Below are 15044 nucleotides of genomic sequence, written 5' to 3'. Positions count from 1 at the left end.
GCGGCTCAGGGCTGGTCGCCGTAGAACAGTTCCTCCATGACGGCGCGGGCCCTGCGGGTCGTCCGGCCGTAGTCGTCCAGCATGTCGCCGACGTGGCCCTCGCCGTAGCCGAGGTAGCGGCCCACCGCGGCCAGTTCGCGGGGCTGGGTGGGGAAGGTGTCCCCCGCGCGGCCCCGGACCAGCATCACCGCGTTGCGGACCCGGGTGGCCAGCACCCAGGCCTCGTCCAGGATCGCGGTCTCCTCCTCGCCCAGCAGTCCCGCGTCCCGTGCCGCGGCCAGCGCCGCCCTCGTCCGGGTCGTGCGCAGGCCCTCGATGTCGTGGCCGTGTCTCATCTGGAGCAGCTGGACCGTCCACTCCACGTCCGACAGGCCGCCGGGACCCAGCTTGGTGTGCAGCCTCGGGTCGGCGCCGCGCGGCAGCCGCTCGGACTCCATCCGCGCCTTCAGCCGCCGGATCTCCCGTACGGCGTCCTCGGTCAGGCCCCGCGCCGGGTAGCGCAGCGGGTCGATCAGCTCGGTGAAGCGCCGGCCCAGTTCCGGGTCGCCGGCCACCGGCTCGGCCCGCAGCAGCGCCTGGGACTCCCAGACCAGGGACCAGCGGCGGTAGTACGCCTCGTACGCCTTCAGGGTGCGCACGAGCGGGCCCGACTTGCCCTCCGGGCGCAGGTCGGCGTCGATCAGCAGCGGCGGGTCGGCACTGGGCAGCTGGAGCAGTCGGCGCATCTCGGAGACGACCTTGCCGGCGGCCGCGGCGGCCTCGTGCTCGTCCACGCCCTCCTGCGGCTCGTGCACGAACAGGACGTCCGCGTCGGAGCCGTAGCCCAGTTCGTGCCCGCCGAAGCGGCCCATCCCGATGATCGCGAACCGGGTGGGCAGGGTGTCGCCCCAGCCGGAGCGGACCACGGCGCGCAGCGTGCCGGCGAGGGTGGCGGCGGTGAGGTCGGAGACGGCCGCGCCGACGAGGTCCACCAGGGCGCCCTGGTCGGCCTCGACCGGGCTGGCCTCGGTGCCGTACGAGCCGACGATGTCCGCGGCGGCGGTGCGGAACAGCTCGCGGCGGCGCACCCCGCGGGCGGCGGTGACGCCCTGTTCGCCGTTCTCGGCGCGGCCCACGGCGGCGAGGATCTCCTGCTCCAGGGCCGCGCGGCCCCGGGGGGCGAGGCCCGCTCCGTCGCCGTCGCCGAGCAGCGCCACGGCCTCGGGGGCGCGCATCAGCAGGTCGGGGGCGAGGCGGCCCGCGGACAGCACCCGGGCCAGGTTCTCCGCCGCGGCGCCTTCGTCGCGCAGGAGACGCAGGTACCAGGGGGTCTTGCCGAGGGCGTCGGAGACCTTGCGGAAGTTGAGCAGGCCCGCGTCCGGGTCGGCCGAGTCGGCGAACCAGCCGAGGAGGACGGGCAGCAGGGTGCGCTGGATGGCCGCCTTGCGGGTCACTCCGGAGGCCAGCGCCTCCAGGTGGCGCAGGGCGGCGGCGGGGTCGGCGTAACCGAGCGCGACCAGGCGTTCACGGGCGGCCTCGGGCCTCAGCCGGGCCTCGCCGGGCGCGAGTTGGGCGACCGCGTCCAGCAGCGGGCGGTAGAACAGCTTCTCGTGCAGTCGCCGGACGACGGTGGTGTGCCGCTTCCACTCCCGGGTCAGCTCGGTGACCGGGTTGGCGCGCAGGCCGAGGGAGCGGCCGAGGCGGCGCAGGTCCTCCTCGGCCGTGGGCACGAGGTGGGTGCGGCGCAGGCGGTAGAGCTGGATGCGGTGTTCCATGGCGCGCAGGAAGCGGTAGGCCTCGTCGAGGCGGGCGGCGTCCTCCCGGCCGACGTAGCCGCCGGCGGCCAGCGCCTGGAGAGCCTTGAGGGTGGTGCCGCTGCGCAGCGTTGCGTCGGCGCGGCCGTGCACCAACTGGAGGAGCTGTACGGCGAATTCGACGTCCCGGAGGCCGCCGGGGCCCAGCTTGAGTTCCCGTTCGACCTCGGTGGGCGGGATGTTGTCCACGACGCGGCGGCGCATCTGCTGCACGTCGGCGACGAAGTTCTCCCGGTCCGCCGCCTGCCAGACCAGGGGGTGCAGGGTGTCCAGGTAGGCCTGGCCGAGGTCCTGGTCGCCGGCCACCGGGCGGGCCTTGAGCAGGGCCTGGAACTCCCAGGTCTTGGCCCAGCGCTGGTAGTAGGCGAGGTGGGAGGAGAGGGTGCGGACCAGGGGGCCGTTGCGGCCCTCGGGGCGGAGGTTGGCGTCCACCGGCCAGATGGAGCCCTCGACGGTGGTCTCCGAGCAGATGCGCATCAGGTGGGAGGCGAGGCGGGTGGCGGCGGAGAGGGCCTTGGTCTCCTCGGTGCCCTCCGCCGCTTCCGCCACGAAGATCACGTCCACGTCGGAGACGTAGTTCAGTTCGTGGCCGCCGCACTTGCCCATGCCGATCACGGCGAGGCGGCAGGCGGCGGCGTCGGCCGGGGCCTCGGCCCGCGCCATGGCCAGCGCGGCGCGCAGGGTGGCGGTGGCGAGATCGGCGAGTTCGGCGGCGGTCTCGGTCACGTCCGTGGTGCCGCAGACGTCCCGTGCGGCGATGGACAGCAGGCAGCGGCGGTAGGCGATGCGCAGGGCGACGGGGTCGCCGGCCCCGGCCAGGCCGCGTTCGAACTCGCCGAGACCGGGGTGGAGGTCCCGGGACTCGTAGGTGACCAGGGCCTGCCAGTCGCCGGGGTGGCGGGCGAGGTGGTCGGCGAGGGCGGCGGAGGCGCCCAGCACTCCGAGGAGGCGGTCCCGCAGGGGCTTGGCCGCGATCAGGGTGTCGAGGAGTTCGCGGCGGGCGGCGGGGGTGGGCTGGGCCTCCAGGAGGCGGACCAGGCCGTGCAGGGCGAGGTCGGGGTCGGCGGTGGCGCCCAGGGCTTCCAGCAGGAAGGGGTCGTCGCGGACGGGGGCCAGTTCGGGGGTGTCCAGCAGTCGCTCGGCGGCGGTGGCGTCGGTGAAGCCGTGTCGGAGCAGGCGCGTGAAGGTGCTGCTTCTGCGGCCCGGCGTCATTCTGGGGCTCCCCTCGGGTCACTGGTCCTGGGTGGAGCGTAGTCGCCCGCGCCGGGCCGTGCCGGGGGAGGTGCCGCGCGTGGTGATCACGGCCGGTGCCGTGCCCCCCGGATTCGCCCCCGTCGGCCCGGGTCCGAGGCCATGGGCGCGGCGAGGGCACCGCGTGCCGCAGACCGCCGCGCGGCGTCCGCCCCCACGCGGCCACCCGGCCCTCGGCGTCGTGGGCGGCACGGGTCGGGGAACGACCGCCGGCAGCGGGACGTACCACTCCCTGGAGCGGCCGGCGCCCGTGAGGTGGAGCCACGAGCGCGGGGGTGCGTGTCCGGGGCGCTCCGCGTGCGCCGGCGGCCCGGGATCACGCCGGGCGTCCGTACCGCGCCCGCGCGGGCGGAGGCGGCTCCCCCGGGGGGCGCCTCGGTCGGCGAATTCGTCCGGTCCCCCCGCGACGGCGAAGCCACGGAGATCGTCACCCGCTCGTACCGCCGGTTCACCGACACCGTCGGCGACGCGCTCGCCGCGCCCGGGGGCCGCCGACGAGGTCACGGACGACGCCCTGTCCGAGGCCCGGGCCCGAATGCTGCTCTACCCGGTCCAGGGGCTGTCGCTCGTGTCGAGGGCGGGGCTCGACAGGACGGCGGCCCTGGCGGCAGTCGACGCGGCGCCGGCCGGGTTGCGGGCGTGACCGGACCCGCGCAGCGCCCCGGACATCACTTCACGACGACGGCGTCCCCGGCCGAACTCGACGGTCCGGTGGTGGTGTTGCCGTAGTACGCCCAGCGCCAGGTGCCCGTCTTGGACGCCTTCACGGTCGTCTTGAGATCACCCGAGCCGTTCGCGTACACCTTCTTCACCGTGGTGTAGGAGGTGGCTCCACTGGGCTTGAACTGCAGGCTCACCTGGCGGCCCCCGTAGGAGGCGTACTTCCTGGTCTCCCAGTTGGCACGGGTGACCTTTCCGGTCACGGTGATGGTGCCGCCCTTGGTCACCGGCTCGGGTGAGGCGTTCACGGTCAGGCGGGAGTTGCGCTTCACGTAGACCGTGAGGCCCTCGTCATCGGTGTCACCTCCGCCGCCCTGGAAGTACACCTCGGCCGCGACCTTCCAGGCTCCGGCCTCGCTGTTGTGCATGTCCCACTCGCTCGGGTCGAAGTACATCGTCTCGTCGAAGTCGCAGACGCCTGGACTCACCTTGATGCAGTCGCTTGTCTCGATGGCGTGCCACAGCCGGTCATCCGCGCCGCCGCGGTACAGGAACACCGCCGGCCACTTCCACTTGTGCGTGGTCGCCATCCGGAAGGAGGCGGGTACCGCGACCTCGTTCGACACGCCGATCACGATCGGCTTGCCGCCGTTCACCTGGACGCGGGTGAACGAGGCCCCGCCTTCGGCCGCGCCGGCCGGAACCGCGGCCATGCCGGTGAGCGCAGCGGTCGCGCCACCGGCCACGACAACTCTCCAGAGTTTCTTCCCCACTTGGTCCCCGATCTGTGTACCGAAAGGCGCCGGACACCCATCCTCCGGCGCGTTTTTCGACAGCCGTGATCCACACGGGGTTGTACACCCGTGGATCACGATCGGGCGTCGGACGGTCGACGCGCGGGAGCCGCTTTCACCACAGGCCCTGGGCCGGGCCCGGCACCTCGGAAGAGCGGGTCTCCGTCCGGGGCCCCGGCAGCGCACCTGTGAGGAGGGTGTGCATCGTCTCCGCCGCGCGGACGGCCGCGTCACCGCAGCAGTTGTTGAAGAGCAGGTGGAGTTCGTCGGTGCGGTCGGCCAGCCGGCGGATGCGCGGCAGCCATTCCGCCAGTTCCGCTGCGGAATAGGCGTGGCGGAAGCGGTCCTCCTTGCTGCCGGTGCCCCAGTGCGGGCTGCGGCCGTGGAAGCGGACCAGGGCGAGCCGGGGCGTGGTCACGGACGCGTCCGGGGGGAGCGAGCCGGGGAGGTCCCGGACGGTGTCCACGGCGACGGCGGTGGCGTCCAGGTCGGCGAGGAAGGGGGCGGTGCGGTCGCTGTGCCACCAGGCGGGGTTGCGGAACTCCACGGCGAAGGGCCAGTCGCGGGCCCGTTCGCGGGCCGCGCGGACGAAGGTCTCGGCGCGGGGGCCGGGGGCGAGGGAGGGCGGGTACTGGAAGAGGAGCGTGCCGAGGCGGCCGGCGCGGCGCAGCGGGTCCAGTGCCTGGGCGTAGCGGGTCCACACCTCGGCCAGGAGGGCGTCGTCGCGGGCCCGGCCCCGCAGGTCCGCGGGGAGCGCGGCGGGGCGGGTCGGGTGGCCGGTGAGCAGGGCGTGCGCCTTGACGTCGAAGCGGAAGCCGTCGGGGGTGCGTTCGGCCCAGCGGGCGGTGGTGGAGGCCGTGGGCAGGGCGTAGTACGGGGAGTCCGCCTCCACCACGGGAAAGCGGGTGGCGTAGTGGCGCAGCCGGCCCTCGGTGTCACGGTGGCCCGGCGGGTACCAGCCGGAGGCGAGGAGGGCGCGGTCGGTCCAGCCGCAGGTGCCGATGAGGATGTTCGCCATGGGAGCGGGGGTACCCAGTAGTTCACCCGGTCTTCACGCGCGGGGCCGGGCACGGCCAGAGAAGGGAGTATTGGCGTGTGCATGCTTAGTCGGTACCGCCAGTCCCGCTTCCCTTCGGAGGTCGATGTGTCCGGCAGTTCCCCGTTCCGCCGCGCCCGCACCGTCGTGACGGCCGCCCTCGCCCTCGCCGCCGCGGCCGGCCTGTGGGCCGGGCCCGGCGGCGCGGCCGCGCAGGCCGCGGGCGCCGTGCCCAGCCCCGACCACGTGGTCGTCGTGGTCTTCGAGAACCACTCGTACAGCCAGGTCATCGGGTCCTCCAGCGCGCCGTACATCAACTCCCTGAAGTCGGGCGGCGCCAATCTGACCCAGTCGTACGCGCTGACGCACCCGAGCCAGCCGAACTACTTCGACCTGTTCTCCGGGGCCACGCAGGGCATCACGGACGACAGCTGCTACACCCCCGGCTTCTCCTCCGCGCCGAACCTGGCCTCGGAGCTGATCGCCGCCGGGCGCAGCTGGGCCAGCTACAACGAGTCGCTGCCGAGCCAGGGTTCGACCACGTGCAGCAGCGGCTCGTACGCGCGCAAGCACAACCCCTGGTTCGGGTTCTCCAACGTACCGACGTCCAGCGCGAAGACCTTCGCCCAGTTCCCGACCGACTACTCGACGCTGCCCCAGCTGTCGTTCGTGACCCCGAACCTGTGCAGCGACATGCACGACTGCTCGGTGTCCACGGGTGACACCTGGCTGAAGAACAACCTGGGCGGCTACGCGAGTTGGGCCAAGACCCACAACAGTCTGCTCGTGGTCACCTTCGACGAGGACGACTCGAAGAGCGGCAACCGCATCCCGACCGTGCTCTACGGCCAGCCGGTGACCGCCGGGTCCTCCAGCTCCACCACCTACAACCACTACGACGTGCTGCGCACCCTGGAGGACACGCAGGGCCTGGGCACGCACGCGGGCAACGCGGCCTCCGCCAAGGACATCAGCGGCATCTGGGCCTCCTGAGGCGACCCCGTCCCGGTCCGGCTGTGGCCGTCCCGGTTCGGCTCCGCCGGGCCGGTTCAGGTCCGCTGGGCCGGGAACTCGCCCACACCACGCAGGAGTTCGAACAGTTCCGTGGTCGATCCGGCCACTCCGCTCCCGCCGGCCTCGATGATCTCCGCGCGCTGGGCGAGCGCGCGCGAGGACGCGTAGACGAAGACCGGGACCGTGTCGTCCTGGGCACGCAGCTCCCGGATCAGTTCGAGGCCGGCGGTGCGGTTGGTGCGGCCGCGCTCCTTGCGGCTCAGGTCCGAGATGACGGCGTCGAAGGAGCGGTGGCCGCGGGAAAGGGCCCGCAGACCCTCGTCGGTGGACCGGGCCAAGGCGACCTCGACGCCGAGCGCGCGCAGCTGCGCCACCTCGGTGGCGTTGTTCTCGGGGCGATCGTCCACCCAGAGCACCGAGTCCAGGGTGCGCGCGGCCGCCGGCGCGCTGACGGCCGCCAGCCTGCCCTGGATGTCGGCCGTGGTCCGGATCAGGCTCTCCGAGTACTCCTGGACCGACAGCTCCGCCTCCCCGACCTTGATGGTGAAGCCCCTGGACCTGGCTATCTCCTTGATCAGCGGGAAGAGCCGCCACAGCACCAGGCCCGCCATGAGCGGCCAGGCCAGTCCGGTCAGGGCCCTGATCAGCTCCGTCACGTCCTTCACGGCACTCCCTCGGGATCGGTGGCGTGCCGCGATTGTCGCAGGGCGACGGGCGGGAGCCTGCGGTTTTTCGGGCGACGGCCCGTGGCCGGCCGTGAGAAGGTGCGGTCCTCACCGGCGGAGGGGGAAGGCATGGGACTGACCTACGGCTACGGCATCCATCTGCGACCCCGGAACGTCCCGAGGGCGCTGACCGCGCTGGCCGAGCTGGCGCCGCCGTCCCGCGACGTGCCGCCGCTCGCGCTCACGCTGCCCGGCGGCGACCGGCTCGACCTCCCGTTCACGTCCGGGTTCGAGAGCGAGCCGGTCGACTGCTCCGCGGGCGGACACGTCCCTCCTGTTCCCCGTGGACGACGTGGTGCGCGAGTACGCGCAGTGGTGCGGCCACGAGCCCGAGGCGGACGGGCGGGTCGCGATCGGGTACGTCTATCTGACGGTCGAGTTCGAGTCCCCGCTGCACCCCGACTACGCGTCGATGGAGTTCTGGGCGGCGACGTCGACGATGAGCCGCATGTTCGAACGGTCGGCCGCCGTCCGGGAGGTCTTCACCGGCCTCACCGCCGCCGTCGGCGGAGCGTGCTGCCTGTTCGACACCGGGGACGGCGGCCCCGAGCGGGTGTGCTGGCTGAACGGCGAACCGGCCGACGACCCGGTCCCGGGCCCCCGCTTCCCGGACCTGCGATCCCTGGTGGACACCTGGCCCGACCTCGGCCGCTGAGCACCGCCGAGTTCGACGCGGGGCTGACCTGCGATCGAAGGGCCGTCGTTGGTCGTCGTCGGCCACTGCGGGCCACCCTTCGACGGCCCGCAGACGGCCCGGTGGCGCCATCGCTGACCTCTTCGTCCCGAAGCAACCCGGAGAAGGCCCCCACCTTGCGCTAGGGCGCCTCTCACTTGCGTTGACGGTCCGCTGGCATCGGCGCTCGTCCGCCGTTGTCCGGGGGCGTTGTCGCGCAGTCAGACACTCGGTCGGCACCGCAGGAATGGGGCCGTTCCGTCACCGCGCCGACTTGTTCCGGATATCCGACAGGGGCTGAGGGTACCCGCCTCGCAGCACGGCCCCTGCCCGAGTCCGGTACGCGGTGACAGCAACGGAGAACCAGATGAAGGCCCGCCAATCAGCAGCCCCGCCGATGCCAGCGCCGGTTCCAGCGGAGGAGCGGCCCACCGAAGTCCTCTCCGGCCGCTACCGGTTGGGCGCGAAAATCGGATCGGGAGGCATGGCCGACGTGTACGAGGGCGTTGACACGCGCCTTCGGCGGCCCGTGGCCGTCAAGGTGTTCCGGCCCGGCCCGGACCCGCAGACGGAGGACCGTCTCACCGCGGAGGCCGTCCTTCTGGCCCGCCTGCAGCACCCGGGACTGGTCACCGTCTACGACGCCGGTCGCCACGACGACCGCACCTACCTGGTCATGCAACTGGTCAAAGGCCCCACGCTGCGCGGTCTTCTGGCGTGTGGAGCGCTGCCTGTGCGGCGTGTGACGGAAGTGGGCGCCGCCCTGGCGCGGGTGCTGGCCTATGTCCACCGGGCCGGCGTCGTGCACCGTGACATCAAACCGTCGAACATCCTCCTCGACGCGGCCGGCGCCCCTCACCTGGCTGATTTCGGCATCGCGCGCCTGGCCGACGCCACCCGCCACACGGCACCGGACGTGCTGATAGGCACCGCCGCCTATCTGGCACCGGAGCAGGTTGAGGGCAGGCAGATCGAGCCGGCCGCCGACGTCTACGCGCTCGGCCTGGTCCTGCTGGAGTGCCTGAAAGGCGAACTGGAGTACCAGGGCACCCCGCTGGAAGCGACAGTCGCCCGCCTGCACCGCCCACCCGAAGTCCCCGGCTGGCTCCCCTCGGAACTCGCGGCCCTGCTGCGGGCCATGACCGCCCAGGACCCCGAGGCCCGCCCGGACGCCGAGCAGTGCGCGCAAGCCCTCACCTCCCGGCACGCCGGCCCTGATCCATACCCCCTGCCGCTCTCGGCGCCCTCCGAGGCGCGCCTTCCGGCGCCGCGGGCCGCTCACCCCGCAACGAAGGAGCACATACGCTCTCAGGCCGCGGCCGTCACCCGGCGCAACCTCCCCGGCGGCACCCGCCACAGCCGTCGCCTGGCAGCAGGCACGGCCCTGGCCCTCTCCGTGGCCCTGGGCGCGACTCTTGCCGTCACATCGAGCACGAGCGGAAGCGACGACCGGGAAGCAGCGATGCCCGCCAAGAGTTCCGCGCATCCGCCCTCCGGTACGACGACTGCCAAGAGCGGAACCGGTGCCCTCCCACCCACCCGATCTCACGGCGCTCAGCCCACCTCTGGGCGTGCGGCTTCGGCAACCGGATCTCATGCCCAGCCCGTCTCCAGGACACTCGGCGCTTCTGATCCGGCGGCTGCCCCGAGTCCGAGCCGCAGCGCCTATGCGCCGCCCTCGAACGTAATGCCGCCTGGATCGGTGTCACCGCCGCCACGATCCGTACCGGCCCCGGGCGGGGCCGGCGGGCCGAGCCGGACGACACCTGCGGCGCCAACCACTGGCACGGCGTCCCCGTCACCAAGCCCCTCGCAGGACGGCGGCGCTACCAGCACACCGCCCAGCCCAAGCCCGACGCGTTAGAGGCCGAGGACTGCCGGCGCCATCTTTCGGGGCTGGGCGCCTTCCGGACAGAGGCAGAAGGCGTATGCCGCCAGCTGCCCCAGGGCCTATTCCGTTGGCGATGGCAACCACGTCTCCAAGCTGGACGTCCGTCCCCGCCTTGACGCCTTGGCCGCCCCGGCTTCTGGAACACCACGGCATCGCGGCAGTGCGGCACACAGACGACGGCCGGCCAGGGTCTCCGTCCAGACGGCCCAAGGGCGGTGAGACGCGATGGGACCGGCGGTCCACGACCGCCGGCCCCAGGGAACGCCCCAGCGGAAGCCCCGCGGCTACAGCACCGGCAGGTTCTTTCTCAGCTCGAACGCCGTCACCTCGGAGCGGTACTCCTCCCACTCCTGCCGCTTGTTGCGCAGGAAGTGACGGCGCCCCCGAGCGACCTCACAGAATCAGTATCAATGCAGGGCTGACCTGCAATCGAAGGGCCATCGTTGGTCCTTGTCGGTCACTGCAGGCCATCCTTCGACGGCCCACAGACGGCCCGGCGGCGCCATCGCTGACCTATGCGATAGCCATCCTTGTGACAGGCTCACCATCCCTGCTCTTGCGAGTGGCTCGTGCTCGCATCCGAGGATGCCCACCGCCGCTGCGGTCCCGGTCCGCTTCGCTTCAGGGCCACTTGCTCCCGAAGGCGATCACAGCCAACGCATTACGAGTTGTCCGATCTTGGTCCAGGCGGGTCCATAGTCATCCGTGGAGCCGTCTACGTCCCTGTTCAGAAGTGGTCGTGCCCACGGACGGACCTGTGAGACCGCAGTGCGCCTCCGGACCGGTGACCGTCGCCTTACAAGTTCGATCACTGCCCGTTAAAGCCGCTGCCGTCTGCTGGCCTGACAGGCGGGCAGCGACGCGGGTGTACGCCCCCGTCCGGTGTCGTTGATGTCAGCCGTGGATGTCAGCCCCCTTCTGATCCGTAGCTCTGCAGAGATTGGTCAACTGGGGTCATAGAGGCCACCTGGAGATCCCCGAGAGGCTGTGCAAGCCATGGCCGGTGTGTTGTGCTGTGCTTTGCTGCTGTACGGCAGACGCGCGTACAGCGGAAAGCGTGAGCCTGCGACCTCGTATAGCCGGTCCTCAACTGCCGTCGGCTGGGTCTTGCCAGTGCCAGGGCACCGTCGGAGGCAGCCAAGGAGCGCTGTCGCTCCGGTCAAGCGCCGGAGCCTCGCAGTCATCAGGTAAGGGGCTTCCGTCGATCACGGCCTCCAGGGTGAACTGGACATAGCGCAGGTACCCGCGTACGTCGCGAATCTGGCGCCCGCGGTTGCTCTGGCCGATGCCTCGCCACCCGACGTCGTAGCCCAGCCGCACGAGAGTCCTGTATCGGGCACGAACGCGATCGTTGCCTATAGAGAGAAGGTCGGTTTGCATGCCTTGGCGGACCGAGCTGAGGGCCGCTATGCAATGCTCACGCGCCTGGGGGCTCAACTGAGGTTCGTCCAGGGCAAGGTCCGGCAGCGAGGGCAGCCATGCGTACAGCTCTGCGAGCCGTTCCAGGAGCCGTTGTGCGGCCTCGGCGGAGCGCTGCTGTGTCCATTGCCGACGTGCTGACGCGCTGGTGGCAGCTTCTTGAGAAGCAGCGAGCTCAGCCTGGGCCTCGATCGTCCTTGCGGTTTGCCAGCGTGCCACGTGCACCGTGATGGCTCCGCCGGCCAACGTTCCTATGAGTGCACTGACAGTCTGGCCTGCCAGATCCCCCCAGTTGCTCATGCTCCCAATCCTGGGCGCCTTACGTGCCCATCAAACCCTCGCCGCCGAGCCTGGGGCGAGCTTGAACCAGGTCACTGGGTTGTCATATGGACGGGCGCTCTCAGCTTGGGAAGCTTGGGTTGCCTACCAGAGGGCGCTGAGCTGACCTGAAGTGGAGCGGCCCCGGAACCTGGCAGGCTGTCGCCTTAGTCCCGGCCATTCCCTGTGATCCCCTGCTCGGCCTGGCACCGTTCTGGCACGACCTCTTCGTCCGCTTTTAGCAGTACGGGGCGGTACCTGGTCGCTACGATGCGCAGGCTGGGCAGTGTTCATGCGATGGGGGAGGGGCAATGAGGATCAAGGACCCGGAGTATCCGGCAGCGGTCGAAGCGGCCATAGAGATCCTGCGGAAGCGGGCCCGACAGGGGCAGACCATCACATACGGGGAGCTGAGCGCGGAGCTGAAGGTAGAGGGCTTCGACTCCATCCCTCCTCACCGCGGAGTCATGACCTACCTGCTCAGGGATGTCTGCCTCCACCGCAACGAAGGCGGGCGAGCCCCGATGCTCTCGGCGATCGTGGTGAACAAGGCCACCCGGGAACCGTCCGATCAGTTCTCCGCTCTCGCCCGAAGCCTGCCCTTCTCCCGGCCGGCCAACTGGAGCTGGCGGGACGAACAGCAGCAGGTGTTCGCTCAGCACCGCGAGGAATGACGTCGGCCCTCGACACCCGCTTTAGGAGAGAGGCTGGGTGATCTGCGGGCTGAGCTGCGACTTCGCTGGCTGAGGAGGCGAGCGGCTACCGGCCGCGGACACCGGTGTTGACCGTGGCTGACCCCTTCATCTGGCACGGGTGTGGCACGAACCTCAGCCGACGACAGCCAACCACGATGGCGGGTGCGCTGACCGACCAGGCACGCGCTCGGTGTAGGGATGTGCCTGCACTCCCACATGTTCCCTGTCACCATCCCAACCCTCTACAACTGCAGCAAACCATGGAAGCCTGGAACTCTTGAGGTTGATGACGGACGAACGGAGAGGGGCGGGTGTCGCAGCAGGCCAGTCCTCGGGGAACCTTCTTGAAGATTGCCGACTCGGTGAAGGTACTGATCGAGCGCAATCCGGAGATGACAGAACTGCCATCCCTGACTGAGGTCATGCGCGAGCACGGGGTCTCACGCGGGGTCGCCATCCGTGCCTACGGAGTGCTTCGGCAGGAAGGCCTGGCAGAACCCGCACCAGGCGAGCGCTGGCGTGTCATCCGATCCGGTGCACAGATCGACCGTCGTCCTCTCCACGAGAGGATCGCGGACGTCATCGCGGCTGACGGGCTCCAGGCGGGGGAAGCGTTCCCAAGTGCTTCCTCACTGGCTGAGCGGTTCGGGGTCTCACGCCCCACGGTAACCAAGGCACTGGAGAAGTTGAAGGCCGCCGGCGTGCTCGCGGGGAGCGGACAAGGCAAGGTGCGGACAGTCCGCGCCGTGCCGACGTGAGAGGAGCGTTCATAGCTTGTCGAAGCTGACGGAATGGGCCTATCCCCTGGCCGAGTCCCGCCGGGGTGATCCCCGCACCGAAGCCGGGCGAGCGTCACCAGGCTGCCCGCGAACACGGCATGCACGCGCTCAGGCACTTCTACGCCTCGGTCCTGCTGGACGCCGGCGAGAACATCAAGGCGCTGAGTCACTACCTCGGCCACAACGATCCGGGGTTCACGCTTCGGTTCTACACACACCTCATGCCGAGTAGCGACGCACGGGCCCGGAAGGCCGTGGACGACCTGTACGAGGGCACCGATCCGGCGCCGGACGGCCCAGGGACGGCCCAGGGTCAGTGAGGCGCGGCGGGGCCGATGGTCCATGACCATCGGCCCCGCCCATCGGATCGATGGGAAACCCGCCCTGACCTGCCCTTACAGCACCGGCAGATTCTTCCTCAGCTCGAACGCCGTCACCTCGGACCGGTACTCCTCCCACTCCTGCCGCTTGTTGCGCAGGAAGAAGTCGAAGACGTGCTCGCCCAGGGTCTCGGCCACCAGGTCGCTGCGTTCCATGAGGGTGAGGGCCTCGCCGAGGTTCTGCGGGAGGGGTTCGATGCCCATGGCCCGGCGCTCGGCGTCGGACAGGGCCCAGACGTCGTCCTCGGCGCCCGGCGGCAGCTCGTAGCCCTCCTCGATGCCCTTGAGGCCGGCGGCCAGCAGGACGGCGTAGGCCAGATAGGGGTTGGCGCCGGAGTCGAGGGAGCGGACCTCGACACGGGCCGAGCCGGTCTTGCCGGGCTTGTACATCGGGACGCGGACCAGGGCGCTGCGGTTGTTGTGGCCCCAGCAGATGTACGACGGTGCCTCGCCGCCCGCGCCGGCCGTGCGCTCGGAGCCGCCCCAGATGCGCTTGTAGGAGTTGACCCACTGGTTGGTGACCGCGGAGGCCTCCGCCGCGTGCCGGAGCAGGCCGGCGATGAAGGAGCGGCCGACCTTGGACAGCTGGTACTCCGCGCCCGACTCGTAGAACGCGTTGCGGTCGCCCTCGAAGAGGGAGAGGTGGGTGTGCATGCCGCTGCCCGGGTGCTCGGAGAACGGCTTGGGCATGAAGGTGGCCTGGACCCCCTGCTCCAGCGCGACCTGCTTCATGACCAGGCGGAAGGTCATGATGTTGTCGGCCGTGGAAAGGGCGTCCGCGTAGCGCAGGTCGATCTCCTGCTGGCCCGGCGCGCCCTCGTGGTGGGAGAACTCCACCGAGATGCCCATCGACTCCAGCATGGTGATCGCCTGCCGGCGGAAGTCCATGCCGACGCTGGTCGGCGTGTGGTCGAAGTAGCCCGAGTTGTCGGCCGGGGTCGGGCGGGAGCCGTCCAGCGGGCGGTCCTTCAGCAGGAAGAACTCGATCTCGGGGTGGGTGTAGAAGGTGAAGCCCAGGTCGGAGGTGCGGGCCAGGGCGCGCTTGAGGACGTAGCGCGGGTCGGCGAAGGAGGGGGAGCCGTCCGGCATCAGGATGTCGCAGAACATCCGGGCGGTGCCGGGCGTCTCCGCGCGCCACGGCAGCATCTGGAAGGTGGACGGGTCCGGCTTCGCGATCATGTCGGACTCGTAGACGCGGGCGAAGCCCTCGATGGCCGAGCCGTCGAAGCCGATGCCCTCGTCGAAGGCCTGCTCCAGCTCGGCGGGGGCCACGGCCACGGACTTCAGGAAGCCCAGCACGTCCGTGAACCACAGGCGTACGAACCGGATGTCGCGCTCCTCCAAGGTCCGGAGCACGAACTCCTGCTGCTTGTCCATCTTCCGATTCCCCATCCTTGCTGGTCAGGAGCATCCCACCACAACCGCGTTTCGTGCGTGTTGCGGACCTTGATCGCCCCGGCGTCCGCGTTCTGAACGCCTCCTCTACGGCAGGTGTACTGCCCTGTCGCCCATCTTGCCTGCCGGGGCCGGGATACGTCATGGCCGGGCCCGGTGACGGAGTGAGGCAGAACACGCCCATTTAATTTGCATCCAAGATGCAAATTTCCATAGCGTTT

Annotated in this window: 12 protein-coding genes and 1 pseudogene; 6 read left to right on the top strand and 7 right to left on the bottom strand. The window is 70.8% G+C overall.

The window, feature by feature from the left end; all coding sequences use genetic code 11:
• Positions 1 to 5: 5 nt before the first annotated feature.
• The 3 genes from HZZ00_RS06910 to HZZ00_RS06900 form a co-directional block, all read right to left on the bottom strand.
• Positions 6 to 3005, bottom strand: a complete 3000-nt coding sequence (locus HZZ00_RS06910) for a bifunctional [glutamine synthetase] adenylyltransferase/[glutamine synthetase]-adenylyl-L-tyrosine phosphorylase (protein ID WP_180331379.1) — start codon at positions 3003 to 3005, stop codon at positions 6 to 8.
• A 707-nt stretch (positions 3006 to 3712) separates the two neighbouring features.
• A complete protein-coding gene (locus tag HZZ00_RS06905; RefSeq protein WP_180331378.1) occupies positions 3713 to 4477 on the bottom strand; it encodes a hypothetical protein in 765 nt (254 codons plus the stop codon).
• 136 nt (positions 4478 to 4613) lie between these two features.
• Complete coding sequence (locus HZZ00_RS06900; protein WP_180331377.1) at positions 4614 to 5516, bottom strand: DUF72 domain-containing protein; 903 nt, start codon at positions 5514 to 5516, stop codon at positions 4614 to 4616.
• Between the two features lie 81 nt (positions 5517 to 5597).
• On the opposite strand from HZZ00_RS06900, the gene HZZ00_RS06895 reads away from it, so the two are divergent.
• The gene (locus HZZ00_RS06895) at positions 5598 to 6527 is read left to right on the top strand and encodes an alkaline phosphatase family protein (RefSeq protein WP_180331376.1); all 930 of its coding nucleotides are present in this window, start codon (positions 5598 to 5600) and stop codon (positions 6525 to 6527) included.
• Positions 6528 to 6583: 56 nt separating this feature from the next.
• On the opposite strand, the gene HZZ00_RS06890 is transcribed toward HZZ00_RS06895, so the two are convergent.
• A complete protein-coding gene (locus HZZ00_RS06890) occupies positions 6584 to 7213 on the bottom strand; it encodes a response regulator (RefSeq protein ID WP_180331375.1) in 630 nt (209 codons plus the stop codon).
• A 343-nt stretch (positions 7214 to 7556) separates the two neighbouring features.
• Here HZZ00_RS06890 and HZZ00_RS39020 point away from each other — a divergent pair, with 343 nt between their 5' ends.
• Positions 7557 to 7928: a hypothetical protein gene (locus HZZ00_RS39020; RefSeq protein WP_306856152.1), complete on the top strand. Its 372-nt coding sequence runs from the start codon at positions 7557 to 7559 to the stop codon at positions 7926 to 7928.
• 502 nt (positions 7929 to 8430) lie between these two features.
• Positions 8431 to 9810 (top strand): serine/threonine-protein kinase, encoded by a 1380-nt coding sequence (locus HZZ00_RS06880; protein ID WP_257585696.1) that lies wholly within the window; start codon positions 8431 to 8433, stop codon positions 9808 to 9810.
• A 311-nt stretch (positions 9811 to 10121) separates the two neighbouring features.
• Here the strand turns inward: HZZ00_RS06880 and HZZ00_RS39155 are convergent.
• Positions 10122 to 10208: pseudogene (locus tag HZZ00_RS39155) on the bottom strand (glutamine synthetase); the annotation flags it as partial.
• Positions 10209 to 10923: 715 nt separating this feature from the next.
• Positions 10924 to 11556 carry a hypothetical protein gene (locus HZZ00_RS06875; RefSeq protein ID WP_180331374.1) on the bottom strand — a complete coding sequence of 211 codons (633 nt, stop codon included), beginning with the start codon at positions 11554 to 11556 and terminating at the stop codon, positions 10924 to 10926.
• A gap of 329 nt (positions 11557 to 11885) precedes the next feature.
• On the opposite strand from HZZ00_RS06875, the gene HZZ00_RS06870 reads away from it, so the two are divergent.
• From HZZ00_RS06870 to HZZ00_RS06860, 3 genes are all read left to right on the top strand, one after another.
• The gene (locus HZZ00_RS06870; protein ID WP_180331373.1) at positions 11886 to 12248 is read left to right on the top strand and encodes a hypothetical protein; all 363 of its coding nucleotides are present in this window, start codon (positions 11886 to 11888) and stop codon (positions 12246 to 12248) included.
• A gap of 332 nt (positions 12249 to 12580) precedes the next feature.
• Positions 12581 to 13027: a GntR family transcriptional regulator gene (locus tag HZZ00_RS06865; protein ID WP_180331372.1), complete on the top strand. Its 447-nt coding sequence runs from the start codon at positions 12581 to 12583 to the stop codon at positions 13025 to 13027.
• 65 nt (positions 13028 to 13092) lie between these two features.
• Positions 13093 to 13368, top strand: a complete 276-nt coding sequence (locus HZZ00_RS06860) for a tyrosine-type recombinase/integrase (protein ID WP_257585694.1) — start codon at positions 13093 to 13095, stop codon at positions 13366 to 13368.
• Between the two features lie 75 nt (positions 13369 to 13443).
• Here the strand turns inward: HZZ00_RS06860 and HZZ00_RS06855 are convergent, their stop codons facing one another.
• Positions 13444 to 14805 (bottom strand): glutamine synthetase family protein, encoded by a 1362-nt coding sequence (locus HZZ00_RS06855; RefSeq protein WP_180331371.1) that lies wholly within the window; start codon positions 14803 to 14805, stop codon positions 13444 to 13446.
• Positions 14806 to 15044 lie beyond the last annotated feature (239 nt).

Source organism: Streptomyces sp. NEAU-sy36, from assembly GCF_013423905.1.
GTDB classification, from domain to species: Bacteria; Actinomycetota; Actinomycetes; order Streptomycetales; family Streptomycetaceae; genus Streptomyces; species Streptomyces misionensis.
The sequence above is the reverse complement of the archived record's forward strand: the minus strand, read 5'-3'. Positions and strand labels throughout refer to the sequence as shown.

What these genes read in the sequence shown, in the direction of transcription:
- HZZ00_RS06895 (WP_180331376.1), top strand. Translation starts at nt 5,598, where the DNA reads ATGCTTAGTCGGTACCGCCAGTCCCGCTTCCCTTCGGAGGTCGATGTG.
- HZZ00_RS06900 (WP_180331377.1), bottom strand. Translation starts at nt 5,516, where the DNA reads ATGGCGAACATCCTCATCGGCACCTGCGGCTGGACCGACCGCGCCCTC.
- HZZ00_RS06910 (WP_180331379.1), bottom strand. Translation starts at nt 3,005, where the DNA reads ATGACGCCGGGCCGCAGAAGCAGCACCTTCACGCGCCTGCTCCGACAC.
- HZZ00_RS06875 (WP_180331374.1), bottom strand. Translation starts at nt 11,556, where the DNA reads ATGAGCAACTGGGGGGATCTGGCAGGCCAGACTGTCAGTGCACTCATA.
- HZZ00_RS06855 (WP_180331371.1), bottom strand. Translation starts at nt 14,805, where the DNA reads ATGGACAAGCAGCAGGAGTTCGTGCTCCGGACCTTGGAGGAGCGCGAC.
- HZZ00_RS06870 (WP_180331373.1), top strand. Translation starts at nt 11,886, where the DNA reads ATGAGGATCAAGGACCCGGAGTATCCGGCAGCGGTCGAAGCGGCCATA.
- HZZ00_RS06880 (WP_257585696.1), top strand. Translation starts at nt 8,431, where the DNA reads ATGGCCGACGTGTACGAGGGCGTTGACACGCGCCTTCGGCGGCCCGTG.